The sequence below is a fragment of the Arthrobacter sp. UYCu511 genome, assembly GCF_040547105.1.
Classification (GTDB): Bacteria; Actinomycetota; Actinomycetes; order Actinomycetales; family Micrococcaceae; genus Specibacter; species Specibacter psychrochitiniphilus.
In genome coordinates this window covers 86,590-104,124 of record NZ_JBEPPB010000002.1, presented here as the reverse complement: position 1 = coordinate 104,124, position 17,535 = coordinate 86,590, and the positions used below count along the sequence as shown (strand labels likewise).

At 60.5% G+C, this 17,535-nt stretch carries 14 protein-coding genes and 1 tRNA gene; 2 read left to right on the top strand and 13 right to left on the bottom strand.

Going from position 1 to position 17,535, the window contains the following annotated elements; translation table 11 throughout:
* Positions 1-24 precede the first annotated feature (24 nt).
* The 9 genes from ABIB48_RS03770 to ABIB48_RS03730 form a co-directional block, all read right to left on the bottom strand.
* Positions 25-2,061 (bottom strand): YhgE/Pip family protein, encoded by a 2,037-nt coding sequence (locus ABIB48_RS03770; RefSeq protein ID WP_354212158.1) that lies wholly within the window; start codon positions 2,059-2,061, stop codon positions 25-27.
* Positions 2,058-2,978, bottom strand: a complete 921-nt coding sequence (locus ABIB48_RS03765; RefSeq protein ID WP_354212156.1) for an ABC transporter ATP-binding protein — start codon at positions 2,976-2,978, stop codon at positions 2,058-2,060. The genes ABIB48_RS03770 and ABIB48_RS03765 overlap by 4 nt, the downstream gene beginning before the upstream one ends.
* Positions 2,979-3,204: 226 nt before the next feature.
* Positions 3,205-3,891 (bottom strand): N-acetylmannosamine-6-phosphate 2-epimerase, encoded by a 687-nt coding sequence (locus ABIB48_RS03760; protein WP_110105029.1) that lies wholly within the window; start codon positions 3,889-3,891, stop codon positions 3,205-3,207.
* 30 nt (positions 3,892-3,921) lie between these two features.
* Positions 3,922-4,854: an ROK family protein gene (locus tag ABIB48_RS03755; RefSeq protein ID WP_354212153.1), complete on the bottom strand. Its 933-nt coding sequence runs from the start codon at positions 4,852-4,854 to the stop codon at positions 3,922-3,924.
* A gap of 177 nt (positions 4,855-5,031) precedes the next feature.
* A complete protein-coding gene (locus tag ABIB48_RS03750; RefSeq protein ID WP_110105027.1) occupies positions 5,032-5,961 on the bottom strand; it encodes a dihydrodipicolinate synthase family protein in 930 nt (309 codons plus the stop codon).
* Between the two features lie 73 nt (positions 5,962-6,034).
* Positions 6,035-6,862 (bottom strand): ATP-binding cassette domain-containing protein, encoded by an 828-nt coding sequence (locus ABIB48_RS03745; protein ID WP_354212151.1) that lies wholly within the window; start codon positions 6,860-6,862, stop codon positions 6,035-6,037.
* The gene (locus tag ABIB48_RS03740) at positions 6,859-8,898 is read right to left on the bottom strand and encodes a dipeptide/oligopeptide/nickel ABC transporter permease/ATP-binding protein (RefSeq protein ID WP_315914061.1); all 2,040 of its coding nucleotides are present in this window, start codon (positions 8,896-8,898) and stop codon (positions 6,859-6,861) included. Before ABIB48_RS03740 ends, ABIB48_RS03745 begins: the two co-directional genes overlap by 4 nt.
* Positions 8,899-8,901: 3 nt before the next feature.
* Positions 8,902-9,858: an ABC transporter permease gene (locus tag ABIB48_RS03735; protein WP_315914062.1), complete on the bottom strand. Its 957-nt coding sequence runs from the start codon at positions 9,856-9,858 to the stop codon at positions 8,902-8,904.
* 137 nt (positions 9,859-9,995) lie between these two features.
* The gene (locus ABIB48_RS03730) at positions 9,996-11,618 is read right to left on the bottom strand and encodes an ABC transporter substrate-binding protein (protein ID WP_110105024.1); all 1,623 of its coding nucleotides are present in this window, start codon (positions 11,616-11,618) and stop codon (positions 9,996-9,998) included.
* A gap of 399 nt (positions 11,619-12,017) precedes the next feature.
* On the opposite strand from ABIB48_RS03730, the gene ABIB48_RS03725 reads away from it, so the two are divergent.
* Positions 12,018-12,737, top strand: a complete 720-nt coding sequence (locus tag ABIB48_RS03725; RefSeq protein ID WP_373366708.1) for a FadR/GntR family transcriptional regulator — start codon at positions 12,018-12,020, stop codon at positions 12,735-12,737.
* Positions 12,738-12,964: 227 nt separating this feature from the next.
* Here ABIB48_RS03725 and ABIB48_RS03720 read toward each other — a convergent pair.
* Positions 12,965-13,037, bottom strand: a tRNA-Arg gene (locus ABIB48_RS03720).
* 290 nt (positions 13,038-13,327) lie between these two features.
* On the opposite strand from ABIB48_RS03720, the gene ABIB48_RS03715 reads away from it, so the two are divergent.
* Positions 13,328-15,157 carry a phosphoenolpyruvate carboxykinase (GTP) gene (locus ABIB48_RS03715; RefSeq protein ID WP_110105022.1) on the top strand — a complete coding sequence of 610 codons (1,830 nt, stop codon included), beginning with the start codon at positions 13,328-13,330 and terminating at the stop codon, positions 15,155-15,157.
* A gap of 125 nt (positions 15,158-15,282) precedes the next feature.
* On the opposite strand, the gene ABIB48_RS03710 is transcribed toward ABIB48_RS03715, so the two are convergent.
* The 3 genes from ABIB48_RS03710 to ABIB48_RS03700 all read right to left on the bottom strand — a co-directional run bounded on the left by ABIB48_RS03710 (position 15,283) and on the right by ABIB48_RS03700 (position 17,472).
* Positions 15,283-16,455 (bottom strand): globin domain-containing protein, encoded by a 1,173-nt coding sequence (locus ABIB48_RS03710; protein ID WP_354212147.1) that lies wholly within the window; start codon positions 16,453-16,455, stop codon positions 15,283-15,285.
* 108 nt (positions 16,456-16,563) lie between these two features.
* Positions 16,564-17,013, bottom strand: coding sequence for an RrF2 family transcriptional regulator (locus ABIB48_RS03705; protein WP_354212145.1), 450 nt, complete (start codon positions 17,011-17,013; stop codon positions 16,564-16,566).
* A 3-nt stretch (positions 17,014-17,016) separates the two neighbouring features.
* Positions 17,017-17,472, bottom strand: coding sequence for a hypothetical protein (locus ABIB48_RS03700; RefSeq protein ID WP_315914066.1), 456 nt, complete (start codon positions 17,470-17,472; stop codon positions 17,017-17,019).
* Between the last annotated feature and the right edge of the window lie 63 nt (positions 17,473-17,535).

The following is a 17,535-nucleotide window of genomic DNA, read 5'->3' as shown; positions in this document are numbered from 1 at the left end:
GCGCTAGGGCCTGAGCCGGGTGGCTCAGGCCTCCATCTCGGGCATGAGGGTTTTCAGTGTCCAGGTCTTCTTCTGGTGGACGGCTGCCCAGGCCATCACGAAACCGAGGACCATGTAGCCCAGTAGGCCCAGGACTATTGGCACCAGCGCTGCAATCTCAGAGCCGTAAATCAAGTGGCGCATGCCCTCCACAACATGGCCCATGGGCAGTACTTGGTGCATGATGTGCAGGGGTTCTGGGGTTGTCTGCCAGGGGAAGGTGCCGCCGGAGGAGACCAGCTGGAGCACCAGCAGGATCAGCACCACGAACTTCCCAGGTGTCCCCAACAGGGCCACGATCCCCTGGATCAGCGCCGTGAAGGCCAGCGAGGCCAGCATGAGCAGGCCCAGGGTGAGCCACGGGTGGCTTGGTTCCAGCCCCAGCCCAAAGTGCACCACGGCGTAGAGCAGCAGCGCCTGTGCGGTGGCCACCGCGGCAAAGGGCAGCCAGCCGCCAATGGCAATCTTCCACGACGGGGCGTTGGAGGCCAAGGCCCGCACCGTCAGCGGACGCATCACCTGCACCAGCATGAAGGCGCCAATCCACAAGGCAAGCACCAGGAAGAACGGTGCCAGACCTGAGCCGTAGTTGGCCGCCTGGGCCTGGGATACGGAGTCAATGCGGATGGGATCGGCAATGACACCCGCCGCGTTCTCCTTGTCCTTGTCATTGGGGTTAGGAACCGAGCCTGAGCCACTGCGCAATTGCTTGGCCAGTTCGTTGGCCCCTGAGGAGAGTTTGCTGGATCCTGACTTCAGATCACCCGCGCCGGTATCCAGCTTCTTGGCGCCCGCTGCCAGCGCTTCTGCGCCATCTAGGGCCGTGAGCTGACCATCAGCAAGGGTGCCGGCGCCTGTTGAGAGTTCCCCGGCCCCTGCGTGGGCTTGCTCAATAGCCGTGGTGAGCGCCGGCGTAGCGCCTGCCAATTTTTTGGCCCCGTCGGCAACCGCAGCGGCCCCGGTAGCGAGCTTTTGCACATCTTCAGCGCTGGCGGAGAGCTGGTTTTTCAAGTCAGAGATGGCGGGGCTTGTGGCGGCTGTCTCCAGCCGGGTACGGATCGTGCTTGCTTGTTCCTGAGTCAGAGTGCCGTCCGTGACCAGCGAATCGAGCTTGTTGTTGATGGCGGTGTTGACGGCGTCGTCAAGCTTCTCGGCCGATCCAATGGCGCCCTGAACCTTAGAGTTCAAGGCGGCGTTGCCTCCTGAAACTGCTGCCGCACCATCAGAGAGTTGCTGCGTATCATCGGGTAGGGTGGCCGTTTTCGTCTCCAACTGGCCCAGCCCGGTGTTCAGTGCAGAGGCCCCGGCCTGCAGCTGCTTGGTCCCGGCCACCAGGTCCTTTTGTCCAGCTGCCAGCTGGTCGGCTCCCGTGAGGAGATCCGAGGTACCTCCCTTGAGCGTGCCCACCCCGGTGTCCAATGTGGCGGCTCCGTCCGCCAATTGTTGCGCCCCGTCAGCAGCCTTCACAAGCTGCGCATGGATGGTGCCATAGCCGGTGAGAAGGGAGTTGGCGGTCTGTTCGCCTACCTGCTGGGCAACGGAGGCATGAACCTGGGTGGCTACTTTATCCACAATGGAGGTCAGCAAATAGTTGTTGGCGTCATTAGTGGTCACGCTCATCATGGCCTGCGTGGCGGAATCGAAGTTTTCTGGAGACGCCAGATTCGTTGAGAAGTCCTTGGGGATGATCAGGGCAAAAGCGAATTCACCGTCTTTGACCCCATTGTTTGCCTCCTCGGGGGTGGCCACGAGTTGCCAATCGAACTTGTGGTCTTTGATGAGGGTTTGGGCAACTTCTTCGCCTACCCGCAGTTCCTTGCCGTCCTTAGTCACGGCGCCTTCGTCCTGGACCACTACCGCGGCCTGGAGCTGGTCAAGGTTGCCGTACGGATCCCAATTGGCGTACAAATACACGGCCCCATAGAGCAGCGGGACCATCACCATGGCCACAATTGTCAGCTTGGGCAGGATCCCGCCCGTCATGCGCTTTAGTTCGGATAAGGCCAATCGCAGGATGGTCATTTGCTTTCCTCTGGATCGCTAGTGCGCTCAAGCACGACGCCGGACCCTGCCGTGGGCTCAACATCGTCACCCATGCCGGTGGTGGGGAGTGAAACGGTCTCTTCCGAAACGGTGTCAGGGAGGCCGGAGGCCGCTTGCGGGCCAGGATCGGAAGGCCGCGAAGACGATTCCAGCCCAACCCCGCCTGTATCCTGCCCGGCCTGATCGTCGGCGTCCTCGCTACCATCCCCATCGGCTTCCCCGTCAGCAACACCGCCGGCAATATCCTCACCGGCAACAGCCGTGGGGCCGTTCCAGTCCGAGGGGATGCTGCCCACCACGGCTACCACGATGAGTGGCCGCAGCGGGGTCTCGGAGCTGGCGTCAGCGCCGCGTCCCAGTTCGCCGGTGGCGAGCCGGGTGAGGAGGGGGAGCCAGGCGTCGGTGTTGGCTGTGTGGCGGTCGGGGGAGTCGATGACCACCAGATCCACGCAGCTGTCCGCAAGGGCGAGCTCGAGTTGGAGGTGCAGGAGCCGTCCGGAGTCAACTTCTTCCACCCATTTATCCAGGATGTCCCGGAAACCGTGTCTAACCAGCCACTCGGTGGGGCGGGTTCGGTCACGGAATTTCAGCGGGACTAGGGCCAGATCTTCCGAGGCGAGGGAGCGGACCGTGAGGTGGTGTTCTGGCGCGTTGACCTCGGGGGCATCGATGATGGCGCTGCGGCGCCGCAGCGTGGCCATGGAGCCCTCATGTCCCATGGCGACGGTGCCGGTGGAGGGTTTCATCCGCCCTGTCAGAGCCAGGGCAAGGGCTGTGCGGCGTGATTGGCCGTCTGCCTGAACCAGGAGCAAATCGCCCCGAAGTGCTTCCAAGGTGGTGGCTGGCAGCAGAGTGTGATGCCGGCCGTCAATATGCAGCTGGTGGGTGGTGAGCATGTGGGGCGCTCCTTTGACAGGGGGGTGAGCTGGATAAAAATATCAGAACCGACTAGTCAGTGCAAAATTTTGTGGGATGCTCACATGTCACTGTTCCATATGAAGCGCTTCTCAGGTTCCCTCTGACGGGTCAAGATGGCAGGCGCCGATGCGCTCCGGCACGCCACGCAGAAGGCCCCCTCCGCCGTCGTAAATGACGGGCAGAAGGGGCCTGCGGCGGGAAACCCTAGGCGTCCAGTGCTGCCTTGAACCATCCGGTGATGGAGGATGGGTGCGTAATGGCCGTGCCCACCACTACGGCAAAGGCGCCGGCATCCATGGCTGCGCGGGCCTGGGCGGGGGAGTGGATGCGGCCTTCAGCGATGAGCGGGGCCCCCAAGTTGGCGGCGGCAATCTGGGCGATCAGCTCCAGGTCCGGGCCGTCAGTTTTGGGCCGATCATCGGTGTATCCGGCCAAAGTGGTGCCGATCAAATCCGCCCCAGCCTCGGCCGCGGCAACGGCATCTTCGAAGGAACCACAATCTGCCATGACCAGGGAGTTCGAGTTCGAGTGCACACCCGCAATGGTCTCTTCAAGGCTCAGGCCGTCAGGACGGGGCCGGCGGGTTCCGTCAATGGCCACAATGTGCGCACCGGCGCTGGCACAGGCGAGAGCATGGCGCAGCGTGGGGGTGATGAAGACGCCGTCGTGCCCGTCTTTCCAGAGCCCAATCACGGGAACTTCCACGGCGGCCCGGGTGAACTGGATGTCCGCAATGCCCTGGACCCGGATGGCCGCAGCGCCTCCGGTCACGGCTGACGCCGCCACCTGGGCCATGGTGCGAGGATCGCGCATGGGTTCGCCCGGGTACGCCTGGGCGGACACTACAAGCTGCCCGGCAAGGGCATCAAAGTTGGTCAATTTCAGTGTCATCGTGACTCCTAGAAAAGCTGAAAAAATAATTTAGTGGTCAAGGACCAAGGATGCTGCGCCCACAATGGCGGCCGTGTTTCCAAGGCTCGCACGCACCACGGGCACCTGGGACAGCGGCGCCAGAAGTTCAGCACGCAAAGCCGTTTCCATACCAGCCCACCACAGCTCGCCGGCGTCCGCCAGTCCTCCGGAGACAACAACCACTGCTGGGTCCAAAATGTTGATCAATCCACCCACTGCTTGCCCTGCTGCCGTGGCAGCTTTGGCGATGACACTCAATGCCAGATCGTCCCCTGCTCGGGCTGACTCAAATACGGCCCGGGTGTCCGCCAGTGTGGCACTTCCGCCATCGCGGCGGTAGGCGGCGTGGATGGCCGGGCCTGAAGCAATGGCTTCCACGTGGCCCACGTGGCCGCAGGAACACGGTAACGGGGTGCCGCGGTGGACCGCCAATGGTGAGGCGAAGTGCCCCATGTGGCCACCCACAAAGTGTTCGCCAAGAACGGGCTGGCCGTTAATGACAAAGCTGCCGCCTACGCCCGTTCCAAAAGCGACCATGAGTGCGGTGGCCGCGCCTGCGCCGGCCCCGTGGCCGGCCTCGCCCAGTGCGTGGGCATGCACATCATTGACCACGGCGCAGGGCAGTCCCAGCCGCTGCGTCAGCCCCGCCGCGATAGCGGTTCCACTCCACCCCAGAATGGCGTCGGTGGCCGAGATGACGGTGCCTTCGGCGGCGTTGATGACACCGGCAGAACCCACACCCACGGCCTCGACAACAGCGCCTTTGGCGGCTGCGCTGGTCACGAGGGAACGGACCAGCGCGGCGGTGGCATCCAAGATGGCCTCGCCACCATCGCGGTTCAGGGTGGGAATTTGCTCCGTGAGCAGGACCGAGCCGTCACTTGCCACAACGCCGGCAGCTGTTTTGGTTCCGCCTAGGTCAACGCCAACTACGTACCGCATGTAAATTCCTTCAAAGTAAAAAACCTAGCAACTAACCCGCAGTAGTGGTTGAAAAGCGACGAAATCGGCGCTTTTTCAACCACTACTGCGGGTCAATTGCAAATAAAGTACCTCGTTCCTGGGCCCACGCCCGCGAGGGGCCCCGGCCGAGGAACGAGGTTGGGGAGGGCGTGGGGACTAGATCAGGCCCGTGCGCTCCAGGATGACCTTGATCGCTGCGGTTTCATCCGCATCCAAGGGCAGCATGGGAGCGGACATGACGTTGGTCTTGATGACGCCCATGAGCATCAGTGCGGTCTTGAACGCGCCCAAGCCGGCGGCGTTGCCGGATACGCGGCCAGCCTTCGGGGTGTAGACGATGTTGAAGACGTCGGCAATGCGGTCCTGCTCTGCAGCAGCACCGGCCCAGTCGCCTGCGACAGTGAGGTCGTACAGGCGGCGGTAGGCGGCCGGGTCAACGTTACCCAGGCCGGGAACTATGCCCTGGGCACCGCCCAGCATAGCGCCGTCAACAACTACTTCGTGGCCGGTGAAGATGTCAAAGTTGGGGATGTCGCGTGCGGCGATCAGCAGCTGGCGGAAGGAGACGTCATCGCCTGAGGAGTCCTTGACGCCGGCAATGATGCCTTCGCGACCCAGCTCCACGAGCAGGTCTGTGGGCATCTTGAAGTGGGTGCGCACGGGAACGTCATAGGCGAAGACGGGGACGTCCACGGACGCGGCGATGGCACGGAAGTGGCGGCCGTTTTCCTCGGCGTTGCTGATGGCGTAGTACTGGCTGGTGGCGACGATTGCGTTGGCGCCGAGGGACACCATGCGAGCGGCTTCTTCGATCACGCGGTTGGTGGTCTGCTCAACGGCGCCCACCAGCAGCGGGACCTGTCCGGCGTTGACGCCGGCAATGGTGGTCAGCACGGTGTCGCGCTCAGCGTTGGTCAGGTGGGTGACCTCGCCTGAGGAGCCGTTGACAAATAGGCCGCTCACGCCGCCGTCCAGCAGGTGGCGGGTCAGGTTTTCCAGCGAGGGGACGTCAATGGCGCCTTCAGCTGTGCGGGGGGTGCAGACGGGCGGGATGACGCCCTGGAAACGGGATGCGACGGTAGTCACGTGAATTGCTCCAAAATTGTATTGATTGAGTGGAAAATTTGGGGGGACCGCGCCCAATCGGGCGTGGGTGGGGTTAGAGGTGCAGCAGCGACGGCGCGGCGCCGAGGAGCTTCTTCGTGTAGTCGTTGCTCGGGTTGTCAAAGATTTGCTCCGCGGAGCCCTCTTCAACAATCTGGCCGTAGTACATGACGGCAATGCGGTCTGAAACGTAGCGCACTGTCTGGATGTCATGGCTGATAAAAACCATGCCCAGGTTCAGTTCCTTCTTCAGGCCAGAGAGCAAGTTCAGTACCTGTGCACGGACGGAAACATCCAGTGCGGAGGTGGGCTCGTCCGCCACCATGATGTCCGGGCCAAGCGCCAGTGCGCGGGCAATGGCCACACGCTGGCGTTGTCCACCGGAAACCTGCGACGGCGTGACCTCGGCTGCCGATTGCGGCAAGCCAACCAGGGCCAGCAGCTCGTGGACCTTGGCCAAACGGGAAGCGCCATTACCGATCCCGTGAATCACCAAGGGATCGAGCAGGATGTCCTGGATGGTCATACGGGGGTTCAACGCTGTTGACGGGTCCTGGAAGACCACGGAAACAGAACGGCCAAACTCCTTGCGCATGGCGGCGTTGCGCTTGATGGCGGGCTTTCCGTGGAACAGCACCTCACCGGAGGTGGGGGTCTGTAGCCCAACAAGAACCGAGGCCAGAGTGGACTTGCCACAACCGGACTCACCCACAATGCCCACGGTTTCACCACGGCTGATGGAGAAGTTCACACCATTGACAGCCTTGACGTAGCTCGGCTTGAACAGGCCACCGGAACGCGTCCGGTGGTGGACGTGCAAGTCCTTCAGTTCAATGACAGGGGTAGCGCCGCTGACGGTATTCGATGCTGCTTGCTTGCTCATGAGGCACCTTCCGTATCTGCCCCAGCGGAAACGCTCTGGGCATCTTCGAGCTTGTGGCTGGCCCAGAAGTGATCGCTTCTCTCACCGGCACGGGTGAGGGAGACAAAGGAGAGCTTCTGTGCCGGATCAGCGTCGGGACGCTGGGAACGGCTGGCAAACCGGTCACCGTTGGCAAACTCGCGGGGCGAGGGAACCGTACCGGGGATCTGGTGCAGCCGGACGGCGTCGGACTCAATGGAGAGAACTGCACCCAGCAGGCCACGGGTGTATTCGTGGGTGGGATGTGCCAGCAGCTCGGAAGCCTGCGCGGATTCCACTACCTGGCCGGCGTACATGACGGTGATCTTGTGAGCCAGTGAGGCCACCAGGGCAAGGTCATGGCTGACGAACACCATGGCGAAACCAAGCTGCTCACGCAGTTCGTTCAACAGGTCAACAACCTGCTTCTGAACCGTGACGTCCAAGGCGGTGGTGGGCTCATCTGCCACCACAATCTTGGGCGAGCGGGACAACGCCATGGCGATCAGTACGCGCTGGCGCTGGCCGCCGGAAAGCTCGTGCGGGTAGCTCTTGAGAGTACGTACGGGATCCAGCTTGACCAGTTCCAGCAGTTCCGCCGGGGTTTTGCGACCGTTGCGGCGGGTCAGCTGCAGCATCTGGTCCTTGATCAGCATGGACGGGTTCAAGGAGCTCAACGCGTCCTGGTAGACCATGGCGATCTGCTCGCCGCGCAGGCCGTCATAGGCCTTGGCTGAGCTGTGCTTGGTGACGGGATCCAGCAGTTCCTTCCCATCAAATTTGATGGAGCCGGTGACTTCGGCAGTCTTGGGAAGCAATCCCATGATGGCCAGTGAGGTGATGGACTTGCCACAACCTGATTCGCCCACCAGGCCCATGGTTTCGCCTTCACGGACAGTGAAGGAAACATTATCCACAATGGCTGTTCTATCGAAGCGGCCGGGGAAGCGGATGGAAAGGTTGGTGACTTCAAGGATCACCCGGGCGTCCGGGGCAACCTGGGGAAGGCGATCCCCACGGGTCAATTCCACGGCTTGGAGCCGCAGGAGCTCTACATCCAGGGCGGCGAAGGGGTCCTCGATGGCGGCGCGTGCAGCAGCATCAGCCTTGGCTAGCTCAAGAGCGGCAGCACCGGAACCGTCGTCGTCCTTGACCGGGGCGGCCTTCTTGAAGCGCGGGTTGACCATGGCGTCGGTGAGGCCTTCGGCCAAGATGTTCAAGGAAAGCACAGTCAACAAGATGACAAGACCGGCGAAGGTGGTTGCCCACCAGCCACCCGAGAGCACCAAGTTGCGGCCGTAGGAGATCACGTTGCCCCAGCTGGGATCGGGATCTTGGATACCAGCACCCAGGAAGGACAAGGAGGCTTCCAAGATGATGGCGTCGGCAACCATGATTGTTGCGAACACCAGCACCGGGGCGGCAGTGTTACGCACAATGTGCTTGAGCAGAATATATGCACGGCCTGCGCCAATGACGCGCTCGGCACGGACGTAGTCCTCACCGTATTGGGACAAGACGTTGGCACGCACCACACGGGCAATCTGCGGTGTGTAGATGATGGCGATGGCAATGATGATGGTGGGCACGGAGTTACCGAACGCGGTCAGCAAAACGGCGGCCAGGGCAATGCCGGGGAATGCCATGAGGATGTCCATGACGCGCATGATGACCTCATTGACAGCCTTGGAGGACGTTGCTGCCAAGGAACCAAGCGTTGCGCCAACAATGACAGCCAACGCCACAGAGCCAAGGCCAATCATCAAGGATGCCTGGGCGCCGTACATCAGGCGGGACAGGACGTCGCGGCCAATACGGTCGGTACCAAACCAGTGGATGGCGTTGGGTGCTTGGGCCGGATCTCCGGTCTCGAGCGGATCATGCGGGGCGATCCACGGCGCGAAGATGGCCACAAGGGCAATAAAAATCAGGAACAGCAAGGCCAATTTGGAGCCCAGTGTCAGGGCCTTGAAGCGCAGACCTGGCGCGCTTAACCGTTCGGCAAGTTTGCTACGCATGGCTTAGACCGTCCTGATTCGGGGGTTGATGAGCAGGTAAAGGAGATCCACCAGGATGTTCACAATCACGAAGGTCACCGCAATGACCAGGACCACGCCCTGGACCAGGTTCGTGTCGGAGTTGGTGATGCCGTTGAGGATCTGCTGACCCATACCCGGCAGGGAGAAGATCATTTCAATCACGACGGCGCCGCCGAGAAGGTAGCCAATGCGCAGGCCCAACACGGTCACCGGGGTGACAAGGGCGTTGCGCAGGACGTTCTTGGAAACGACCGTGGTGTACGGGACGCCGTTGCCAATAGCCGTCCGGACGTAGTCACGGTCCAGCTCCTCAACCATGGAGGTGCGGACAACACGGATCAACGATGCCGAAACGGGGATTGCCAGGGCAAGTGCAGGAAGGGTCATGGAGCTGAGCCAGCCCATGAAGCCTTCGCTCGGATCTGCGAGCCCGCCGGAGGGGAACCAGGAGTTATCGCCAAGGGCAAACCACTGGATGAGCAAGATGCCCAACCAGAAAGACGGGGTGGCGATGGCTGCCACGGAGAAGACGCGGATAACTTGGTCCACCCACTTGTCGCGGTACAGGGCCGCGAGAACACCGAAGACAAGGGAGATGACGATGGCGATCAGGACGCCAAGGAACGTCAGCTGCAAGGTCACGGGGAAGGCGCTGGCAATGACCTCAGTGATCGGCTTTGCCGGCGGCAGGGTGTCACCGAAGTTGCCCGTAAGGAGCTTGCCTAGGTAATTAAAGTATTGGATGAAAAGGGGATCGTTGAATCCGTTGACTTCGCGGTATTGCTCCAGGGCCTCAAGAGAGGCTCCTTCACCCAGCGCGGCAACGGCGCGGTCACCGGGAGTGAACTGCAGTACTACGAAGACGAGCAGGGTTACGCCCAGGATCATCAACGGTAGGGCTGCGAGCCGGCGTCCCAGCAGGCGCAAAAAGTTTGCCAATGTACTTACTCCGGTTCTATTTGCAGCAGCGCAGAAGGGAGGACTGTGTGCTGCATCATAGGAAAGATTATTTCAGGCCGGAGGGGCCGTGGCCTGTGGTAGGCCACAGCCCCTCCGGTCTGGGTGAAACGGTAATGCTATGCCGTGCGGCCAACTCCAATGAAGGAGATGCCCGTGGTGGGCAGCGGTGCGAAGCCGTCGAGCTTCTTAGCGTCCCACGCTGTGGGCAGCTTGCGGTGGAAGATCGGGTACAGAGGAACTTCTTCAGCGATGATGTCTACAATTTCCTTGTAGAGAGCCTTGGCATCGGCTTCGGGAGCGGCCAACGCTGCATCGAGCTTGGTCTGGACTTCCTTGTACTCTGCGGATTCGTTCCAGGCGAAACGGTTCTTGGCCCAGGTATCGCCACGGAACCACCAGCTCAGCAGGATGTCTGCGTCGTTGCCGAACACGGACGGATCGCCGGGGGCTGCGACAACGTCGTACTTCAAGCCGCCCACCTTCTCCGGTGCGTAGACGGCGGCGGAAGCCAGGGGCTCAAGTGTGGTGGCAACGCCAATGGCATCCCAGTTTTTCTTGATGAGCGGGATAACGTCCTTGACCCAGGCGGTGTCGGTGCTGGTCAGGGTCAGCTTCAAGTCCTTGACGCCTGCACCAGCCAGCAGTGACTTGGCCTTCTCGGCGTCGTAACCGTAAACGGTGGAAGCCAACTGGTAGTTGGGGCTGCCTTCCTGGAAGAAGGAGGTGGCAGCGGTTCCGTTGCCCAGGAGGGCGGTCTTGATGATTGCTTCCTTGTCCAAGGCGTAGTGCAGTGCCTGGCGTACTTCCTTCTTATCAAAGGGTGCGCGGGAGAGGTTGAACATCAAGAACATCAGGCCGAAGGACTGTACGGACTCTACGTCAACCTTGTTCTTGAGCGCATCAACGTCCAGGTAGGGGACGTCCTCGATGGCCTGGACGCGGCCGGACTGCATGGCGGTGACGCGAGCAGAGGCATCCGAGAGCAGGAACCAGGTCATGTCCTTGGCCAGTGCCGGCTTCGGGCCGTTGTAGGCATCGTTGCGAGCGAAGACGATCTTGTCATCCTTGGCTGCGGAAACGAACTTGTACGGGCCGGTGCCGACGGGCTTGGCGTCGAAAGCCACCTGATCGGCGGAGGCGAGGGCCTTGGGAACAACCTTGACCACGGAAATTCGCGGGCCGAAGCCGGCGAATGCGGTGTTCAGCTTGAACTCAACGGTCTTCTCATCAATGGCCTTGACGGAGTCAATGAAGAAGATGAACTGCGCGAACAGGGCCTTGTTGGCCGGGTCCAGTACGCGCTCGAAGGAGTAGGCAACATCTTCGGTGGTGACCGGGGTGCCGTCATGGAACATGGCACCGTCGCGAATGGTGACCTGGTAGGTGGTCTCATCCACCTTCTTGGGATCTTCCTTGGCGAGAGCGTTGTAGGGCTCGCGGGTGGCCGGGTGGAGCTCTACAAGGCCTTCAAAGATGTGCAGGTTGGCGGCCAGCGGGGTTGCGCCCGAGGAACTCATGGGGTCAAAGCCGGTGGACAACGAGTAGGAGATGCCAGCTTCAATGCTGAGGTCCTTGTTAACCGTTCCGGTGTTGGCATTGTCTTTGCTGGTGTCAGTGGAGGAGCCGCAAGCTGCCAGTGTTGCTGTGAAGGCGGTAGCTGCACCAAGGACGCCAGCGGCCTTGAGGAACGTGCGCCGCGACGCCGGGGTCGCAGGCAGGTTCTGAAGAGTATTGCTCATACTGTTGACTCACCATTTCATGTAAGAGTTATCGGATGTAGGACGTCCGATGCTTATAATGAAACTGTAATAGCCATCACACGGTTGGTCAAATGCTTTGAGGTTTCATTTTGGCCTCAGATTTGTCCGCCACGGCGTTGAGCTCGTTTCGGCCCAAAAAATCCACTTGCACGGCTGTGCGGGTGGGATTTATAGGAGCATGGTCGGACATCCGATATTCTATGGTCTGGATCACGTGGTCATGCAGCAGGCGTGTTGGCCCCCAAGCGGCAGGATTGCAAGGCTCGTGGCAGGGGGCAGGAGGCAGGGGAAAGTCTTTTTCCCGTAAGTTTCGCCAGCGAAGTGATAATTGCAGTTAGTGCAGCGTTAGTTTCTGAGGAGTTTTTGTTGTCCATTTCGATGATTGTGCCCAAGGCCAGGTTCAGTGCACAGGCGCGTCTGCGTGCCTTACAGGCGGACATCATGGAACTTATCCTGGACCGGGACCTAGATTCCGGTGATCCCATGCCCACGGAGAATGAGCTGTGTGAAGTCCTCGGCGTGGGGCGCAATACCTTGCGGGAATCCCTGAAAGTGCTTCAGGCGTTGGGTGTCATCGAGATTAGGCACGGATTTGGCATGTTTGTGGCTCCCAGCAATTTTGATGCCTTGGCTGACGGGATGACCTTCCGTGGCCGCTTGTCACTGCGCCACGAAGGTTTGGAGGCCTTGCAGCTGGTGGATATCCGCCAAGCGTTGGAGGCGGGGCTAATTAGCGAATCAATCTCCTTGGTCAGCCCGGAGCACTTGCTGCGCATTGAAGCCACAGTGGTGAAGATGGAAGAGCTTGCAGAACGCAAGGAACCTTTCACCGAAACTGACGCTGAGTTTCACCGGCTGCTGTTCGAGCCCCTCGGCAACGAGCTGCTGATGAACCTGATGAGTGTCTTCTGGAAGGTCTACCACAAGATCCACGTGGAAATTGGTACTGGCGGGCAGGATCTTCTCAGCACAGCCGCAGAGCACCGGGCCATTTACCGTGCCGTGGCTGCCAAGGATGGGCGTGGCGCTGCACAGCTGCTCAGCTGCCACTTCGATGGAATCCGGGCCAAAATCCGCAAGTTTGTAGAAGCTGAGTAATTCGTAACGGAAAGTGCTCTGCCGCATCTCCCTGAGTCCGGACGCTGGTAGCGGAGGCGGGTGTCTTTTGCCGCCGCCACCGCAGTGCGGTGGCGGCGGCATTATTTGAATCCGGCTAAACCGCAAGCCGCGAAGAATCACTACGCCGCGAAGCACTGCTTGAACGGGCCGGCGCATTGGTTAAACGAAAGAGTCCCAAGCACAAGCTTGGGACTCTTTCTTGAAAGTGCGCGCGAAGGGATTCGAACCCCCAACCTTCTGATCCGTAGTCAGATGCTCTATCCGTTGAGCTACGCACGCATATTTTGTTTCTTTGTTTCTTTGTTGACCCTCGGGCCGTGAATAACTCTAACCCACCTTGGGCGGAGAGTACAAATCGGATAGTCGCAAAATCGCGGTGTTCCCCAACACTAGACCGGTCTAGGTGACGTGAGTCACAAATGATACGGATAACAAAACTTGAGAACCCCGGAAAGACGCGGAAGTTGCTACGGTATCCAGCTACTCATCCCATATCCAACCCCCAGAGGCTCCAAAAAACGCGCCATAGCATTTAGACACCACCTACCGACCCAATGAAGGGACACACAATGGGCAACGCGCCAGTGCAGGAATCCGTTGAGCAGGCTACCACTACCCATGAGGGCCTCGCCGCCTGGGTGGCTGAAGTTGCTGCGCTAACCTTGCCGGAGAGTATCCGTTGGGTAGACGGGTCTGTGCAGGAATATGCCCTGTTGACGGATCACCTGGTGAATGAAGGCACACTGACCCGTCTGAACCCGGAACTGTTCCCGAATTCCTTCGCTGCCTTCTCGGACCCCAAGGACGTGGCCCGAGTAGAAGGACGCACCTTCATTTGCTCCGAAAAGGAGCGCGACGCCGGATTCACCAACAACTGGATGGACCCGGCGGCCATGAAGGAAATCCTGGACGAGAAGTTTGCCGGCAGTATGCGCGGGCGCACCATGTTCGTCATCCCGTTCGTCATGGGCCCCCTTGACGCGCAGGATCCCAAGTTCGGCGTGGAGATCACCGATTCCGCCTACGTAGTTGCCTCCATGCGCATCATGGCCCAGATCGGTTCCGAGGTCCTGCGCAAGATCGAGGAAACCAACGCCTTCTTCGTCCCAGCACTGCACTCGGTGGGTGCCCCGCTTGCCCCAGGTGAAAAAGATGTTCCCTGGCCGTGCAACGAGGAGAAGTGGATTGTGCACTTCCCCGAAGAACGAGCCATCTTCTCCTACGGTTCCGGCTACGGCGGAAATGCGCTGCTCGGCAAGAAGTGCTTTGCCCTGCGGATAGCCTCCGTCATGGCCCGTGATGAGGGCTGGCTGGCCGAACACATGCTGATCCTGAAACTCATTAGCCCCGAAAACAAGGCGTACCACGTTGCTGCAGCGTTCCCGTCTGCCTGCGGGAAAACCAACCTGGCGCTGCTCCAACCCACCATCCCCGGCTGGAAGGCCGAGACGCTAGGCGATGACATCAACTGGATGCGCTTCGGTAAGGAAGGTGAGCTGCGTGCTGTTAACCCGGAAGCCGGCTTATTCGGAGTGGCCCCCGGCACTGGCTGGTCCACCAACCCGAATGCCATGGCCGCCATTGTCAAGGGAAATTCCATCTTCACCAATGTTGCTTTGACGGACGATGGCGGTGTCTGGTGGGAGGGTATGACCAACGAGGTGCCCGCTCACCTCACGGATTGGCGCGGCCAGGACTGGACCCCCGAGACCGGGCGGCCCGCAGCTCACCCGAACTCCCGTTTCTGCACACCCATCGATCAGGTGGACATGCTCTCGCCGGACTACTACAGCCCGGAAGGCGTTGAAATTGACGCGATTCTGTTCGGTGGCAGGCGCAAAACCACCATTCCTTTGGTGACCCAGGCCCGCGATTGGACCCACGGGATCTTCATGGGCTCCACCCTCTCATCCGAGACAACGGCTGCTGCCACCGGAGCCGTAGGTGTGGTGCGCCGCGACCCCATGGCCATGCTCCCCTTTATCGGATACGACGCCGGTGACTACCTCAAGCACTGGATCGATCTCTCCGCCGGTGGTAACCAAGAGCGCCTACCCAAGATCTTCTTGGTGAACTGGTTCCGCCGCAACGCAGAGGGTGGCTTCGCTTGGCCCGGCTTCAGTGAAAACAGCCGCGTGCTCAAGTGGATCATCGAACGGATCGAAGGCAAGGCTGCAGCCGTGGAGACCCCTATCGGCTTTGTCCCGGCCGAAGGGGCACTGGACCTGGCAGGTTTGGAGGTCTCGGATGCGGACATAGCAGATGCGCTCAAGGTGGATGCGGCTGAATGGAAAGAGGAGCTTGCCGGCATCGATGAATGGTACGCCCGCTTCGGCGATTCCCTCCCGGCGGAAATGGCTGCCGAACTCGAAGGCCTCAAGCAGCGCTTCGCCGCCTGACGCCCCAGCATTAAACGCAGGAGCCGAGGCTCCCTCGCGGGCAGTAAGATTTTTTTCGGTCGCTGGGCGACCTTGAAAATCCATCCCCGCTCCGGGAACCTCGGCTCCTGCTTTGGTTTTTGCGGTTATGCGGCGGTCCCGGCTAGCCACAAGTCCGGGCCGAACACTTCGTAGTGAATCTTTGTGGACGGGATGCCAGCGTCAATTGCCTGGTTGCGGATGGCCTTCATGAATGGCAGTGGACCGCACACATACATGGAGGCGTTCTCCGGAATGTCTAGGCCCTCCAGGGACATGAAACCCTTGTTGAAGCCCTCCGTGGGTTCTTCAAGCCACAACTGCAGGTTGGCGCTGTCAATGGCGTCAACATCGTTGGTCATCTGATCACGCAGGGCCCAGGCTGCCAGGTTCTTCTCTGCATGGAGCACCATGATTTCGCGGTCTGCGCCGTTCGCGGCAAGGGCGCGCAGTGCCGAGGCGGAGGGGGTGCAACCGATTCCGGCCGTGGCCATGATGATGGGACCTTCGCCGTCCAGGGTCAGGTCACCGGCGGGGTTGGACAGTTCCACGATGTCACCGACCTGGACGTTGTTGTGCAGTACGGGGGAGACCTCGCCGCCGTCGTCGCGCTTGGTGGTGAACACGCGGCGGCTGGTGGAATCCACATCGGCGGAGAGCGAGTACTGGCGGCACTGGAGCAGGCCATCCGGGAGGGCCAGTTTCACGGAAACGAACTGTCCAGGGCGGGCCACCGTGACGGGGGTGTCATCAGCTGGCTCAAGGACGAAAGTCATGGAATCGGTGCCGGCGGCGTTCTTCTCGATGACGCGCCAAGGCATCCACATCTTGTCATTGGCCTGCTGGGAGTAGAGGCCCTTCTCGATCTTGATGAGGGCGTTGGCCATGAGCCAGTAGACCTCGGTCCAGGCTTCGGCGATCTCGGCGGTGATGACATCGGAGAGCTCTTCGGCGATGGCTTCGAATAGGTACTTGTACACAATTTCGTACTGGTCCTCGGTGATGCCAAGCGTGGTGTGCTTGTGGGCAATGCGGCTCAGCATGGTCTCGGGAATCATGTCAGGGTTAGCCACGAGTGCTGAGGCGAAGCCTGCGATGGAACCGGCCAGGGCCTTTTGCTGCTCACCATTGTTCTGGTTGGCGCGGCTGAAAAGTCCGTCAAGGAGTTCGGGTCGGGCAGCGAACATGCGGCTGTAAAAGTTCGGGGTGATGGCGCCCAGACGCGAGCCAACAAGCGGCAGCGTGGCTTCGATGAGGGGGCGCGATTTTTCCGAAAGCATCTTTACTCCTTGGGTTGTGTCTTTGTGACAAATCCAAAGTAGCATTTTAAATGCGAGTTTAAATTCCACTTTTCTACGCGCTGTAGAAAAAGCCTGACTTGGCGGGGGTTAATCCGGACGTGATGTGCTTAACATCACGGGCACCGGGCCGGTGGTGGTGGTCCTGGCGAGACTGTAGATGGTCACCTCGTCTAGTGACACGTAAAATGCTTCGCGCGCGTGATTGAGCACGCCGCGCAGGCCGCAACTATGCGCCATGGGGCAATCGCCCATGTCCGTTTGGCATTCTGCAACGTCGCCATGATCGTCAAGGATGCGCAGCACCTTACCTACCGTGGCTTGTTTGCCTTCAGATGAAATGCGTACGCCGCCGCTGCGCCCACGAAGGGCTTCCACCAAGCCCATTTGGCGCAATTTCAGGACAGCCTTGCTGACATGGTTGTAGGGCGTGCCCACGGACTCAGCGAGTTCACGCGTGGTGGGAAGCTCATCCTCTGGCAGAGAGCACAGCACCATCAACAGGCGCAGGCTCACGTCAGAAAAGCTATTAATACGCATGGATTATGCCCATATGGTGACTTCACCAGCTTCTAAGAAGGGATTGCCGAACTCCCACCCGGTGGGGGCTTGACGGTAGGGCCGGACTGCGGAAACGCTCACACCGGTGCTGTGCTCGGCCATGACGTGGATGGCGTCGGTGGCGTCATCGGGCAAGTGAATATCGCAGACCACGGCGGCAGCTCGGTTCGCTTCCTTCTGCTGAGATAGCGCTTCGAAAAGATCCGCCACCATTTGATCGGCGTCCAGCTCTTCCTCTTCCCCACCTTCGGTGGTTATCGGTGAGACGGCCACCAGACTCAGATCGCCCTCGTGCGTGAGAACAAGGCCCACCGGCAGGAAGGCGCCATGCTCTTCGAGCTGGTCGCCCGCCACACCCAAGGCGGTGCCAATGAGCTTGTTGAGGTCATCTTGGACCAAGAGGTCGGTTTCAGATTGCGGGTTGGTGTTCGGCTCCATCAGGGCTCCTGTAAAAAGTGTTGGGTGGTTGGGGCTGTGCCGTGGTGGCTGTGGTACTTGCCG

Excerpts from the sequence above, each read along its gene's own strand:
- ABIB48_RS03770 (WP_354212158.1), bottom strand. The coding sequence starts at position 2,061 with ATGACCATCCTGCGATTGGCCTTATCCGAACTAAAGCGCATGACGGGC.
- ABIB48_RS03765 (WP_354212156.1), bottom strand. The coding sequence starts at position 2,978 with ATGCTCACCACCCACCAGCTGCATATTGACGGCCGGCATCACACTCTG.
- ABIB48_RS03760 (WP_110105029.1), bottom strand. The coding sequence starts at position 3,891 with ATGACACTGAAATTGACCAACTTTGATGCCCTTGCCGGGCAGCTTGTA.
- ABIB48_RS03755 (WP_354212153.1), bottom strand. The coding sequence starts at position 4,854 with ATGCGGTACGTAGTTGGCGTTGACCTAGGCGGAACCAAAACAGCTGCC.
- ABIB48_RS03745 (WP_354212151.1), bottom strand. The coding sequence starts at position 6,862 with ATGAGCAAGCAAGCAGCATCGAATACCGTCAGCGGCGCTACCCCTGTC.
- ABIB48_RS03740 (WP_315914061.1), bottom strand. The coding sequence starts at position 8,898 with ATGCGTAGCAAACTTGCCGAACGGTTAAGCGCGCCAGGTCTGCGCTTC.
- ABIB48_RS03730 (WP_110105024.1), bottom strand. The coding sequence starts at position 11,618 with ATGAGCAATACTCTTCAGAACCTGCCTGCGACCCCGGCGTCGCGGCGC.
- ABIB48_RS03725 (WP_373366708.1), top strand. The coding sequence starts at position 12,018 with ATGATTGTGCCCAAGGCCAGGTTCAGTGCACAGGCGCGTCTGCGTGCC.
- ABIB48_RS03715 (WP_110105022.1), top strand. The coding sequence starts at position 13,328 with ATGGGCAACGCGCCAGTGCAGGAATCCGTTGAGCAGGCTACCACTACC.
- ABIB48_RS03710 (WP_354212147.1), bottom strand. The coding sequence starts at position 16,455 with ATGCTTTCGGAAAAATCGCGCCCCCTCATCGAAGCCACGCTGCCGCTT.
- ABIB48_RS03705 (WP_354212145.1), bottom strand. The coding sequence starts at position 17,013 with ATGCGTATTAATAGCTTTTCTGACGTGAGCCTGCGCCTGTTGATGGTG.
- ABIB48_RS03700 (WP_315914066.1), bottom strand. The coding sequence starts at position 17,472 with ATGGAGCCGAACACCAACCCGCAATCTGAAACCGACCTCTTGGTCCAA.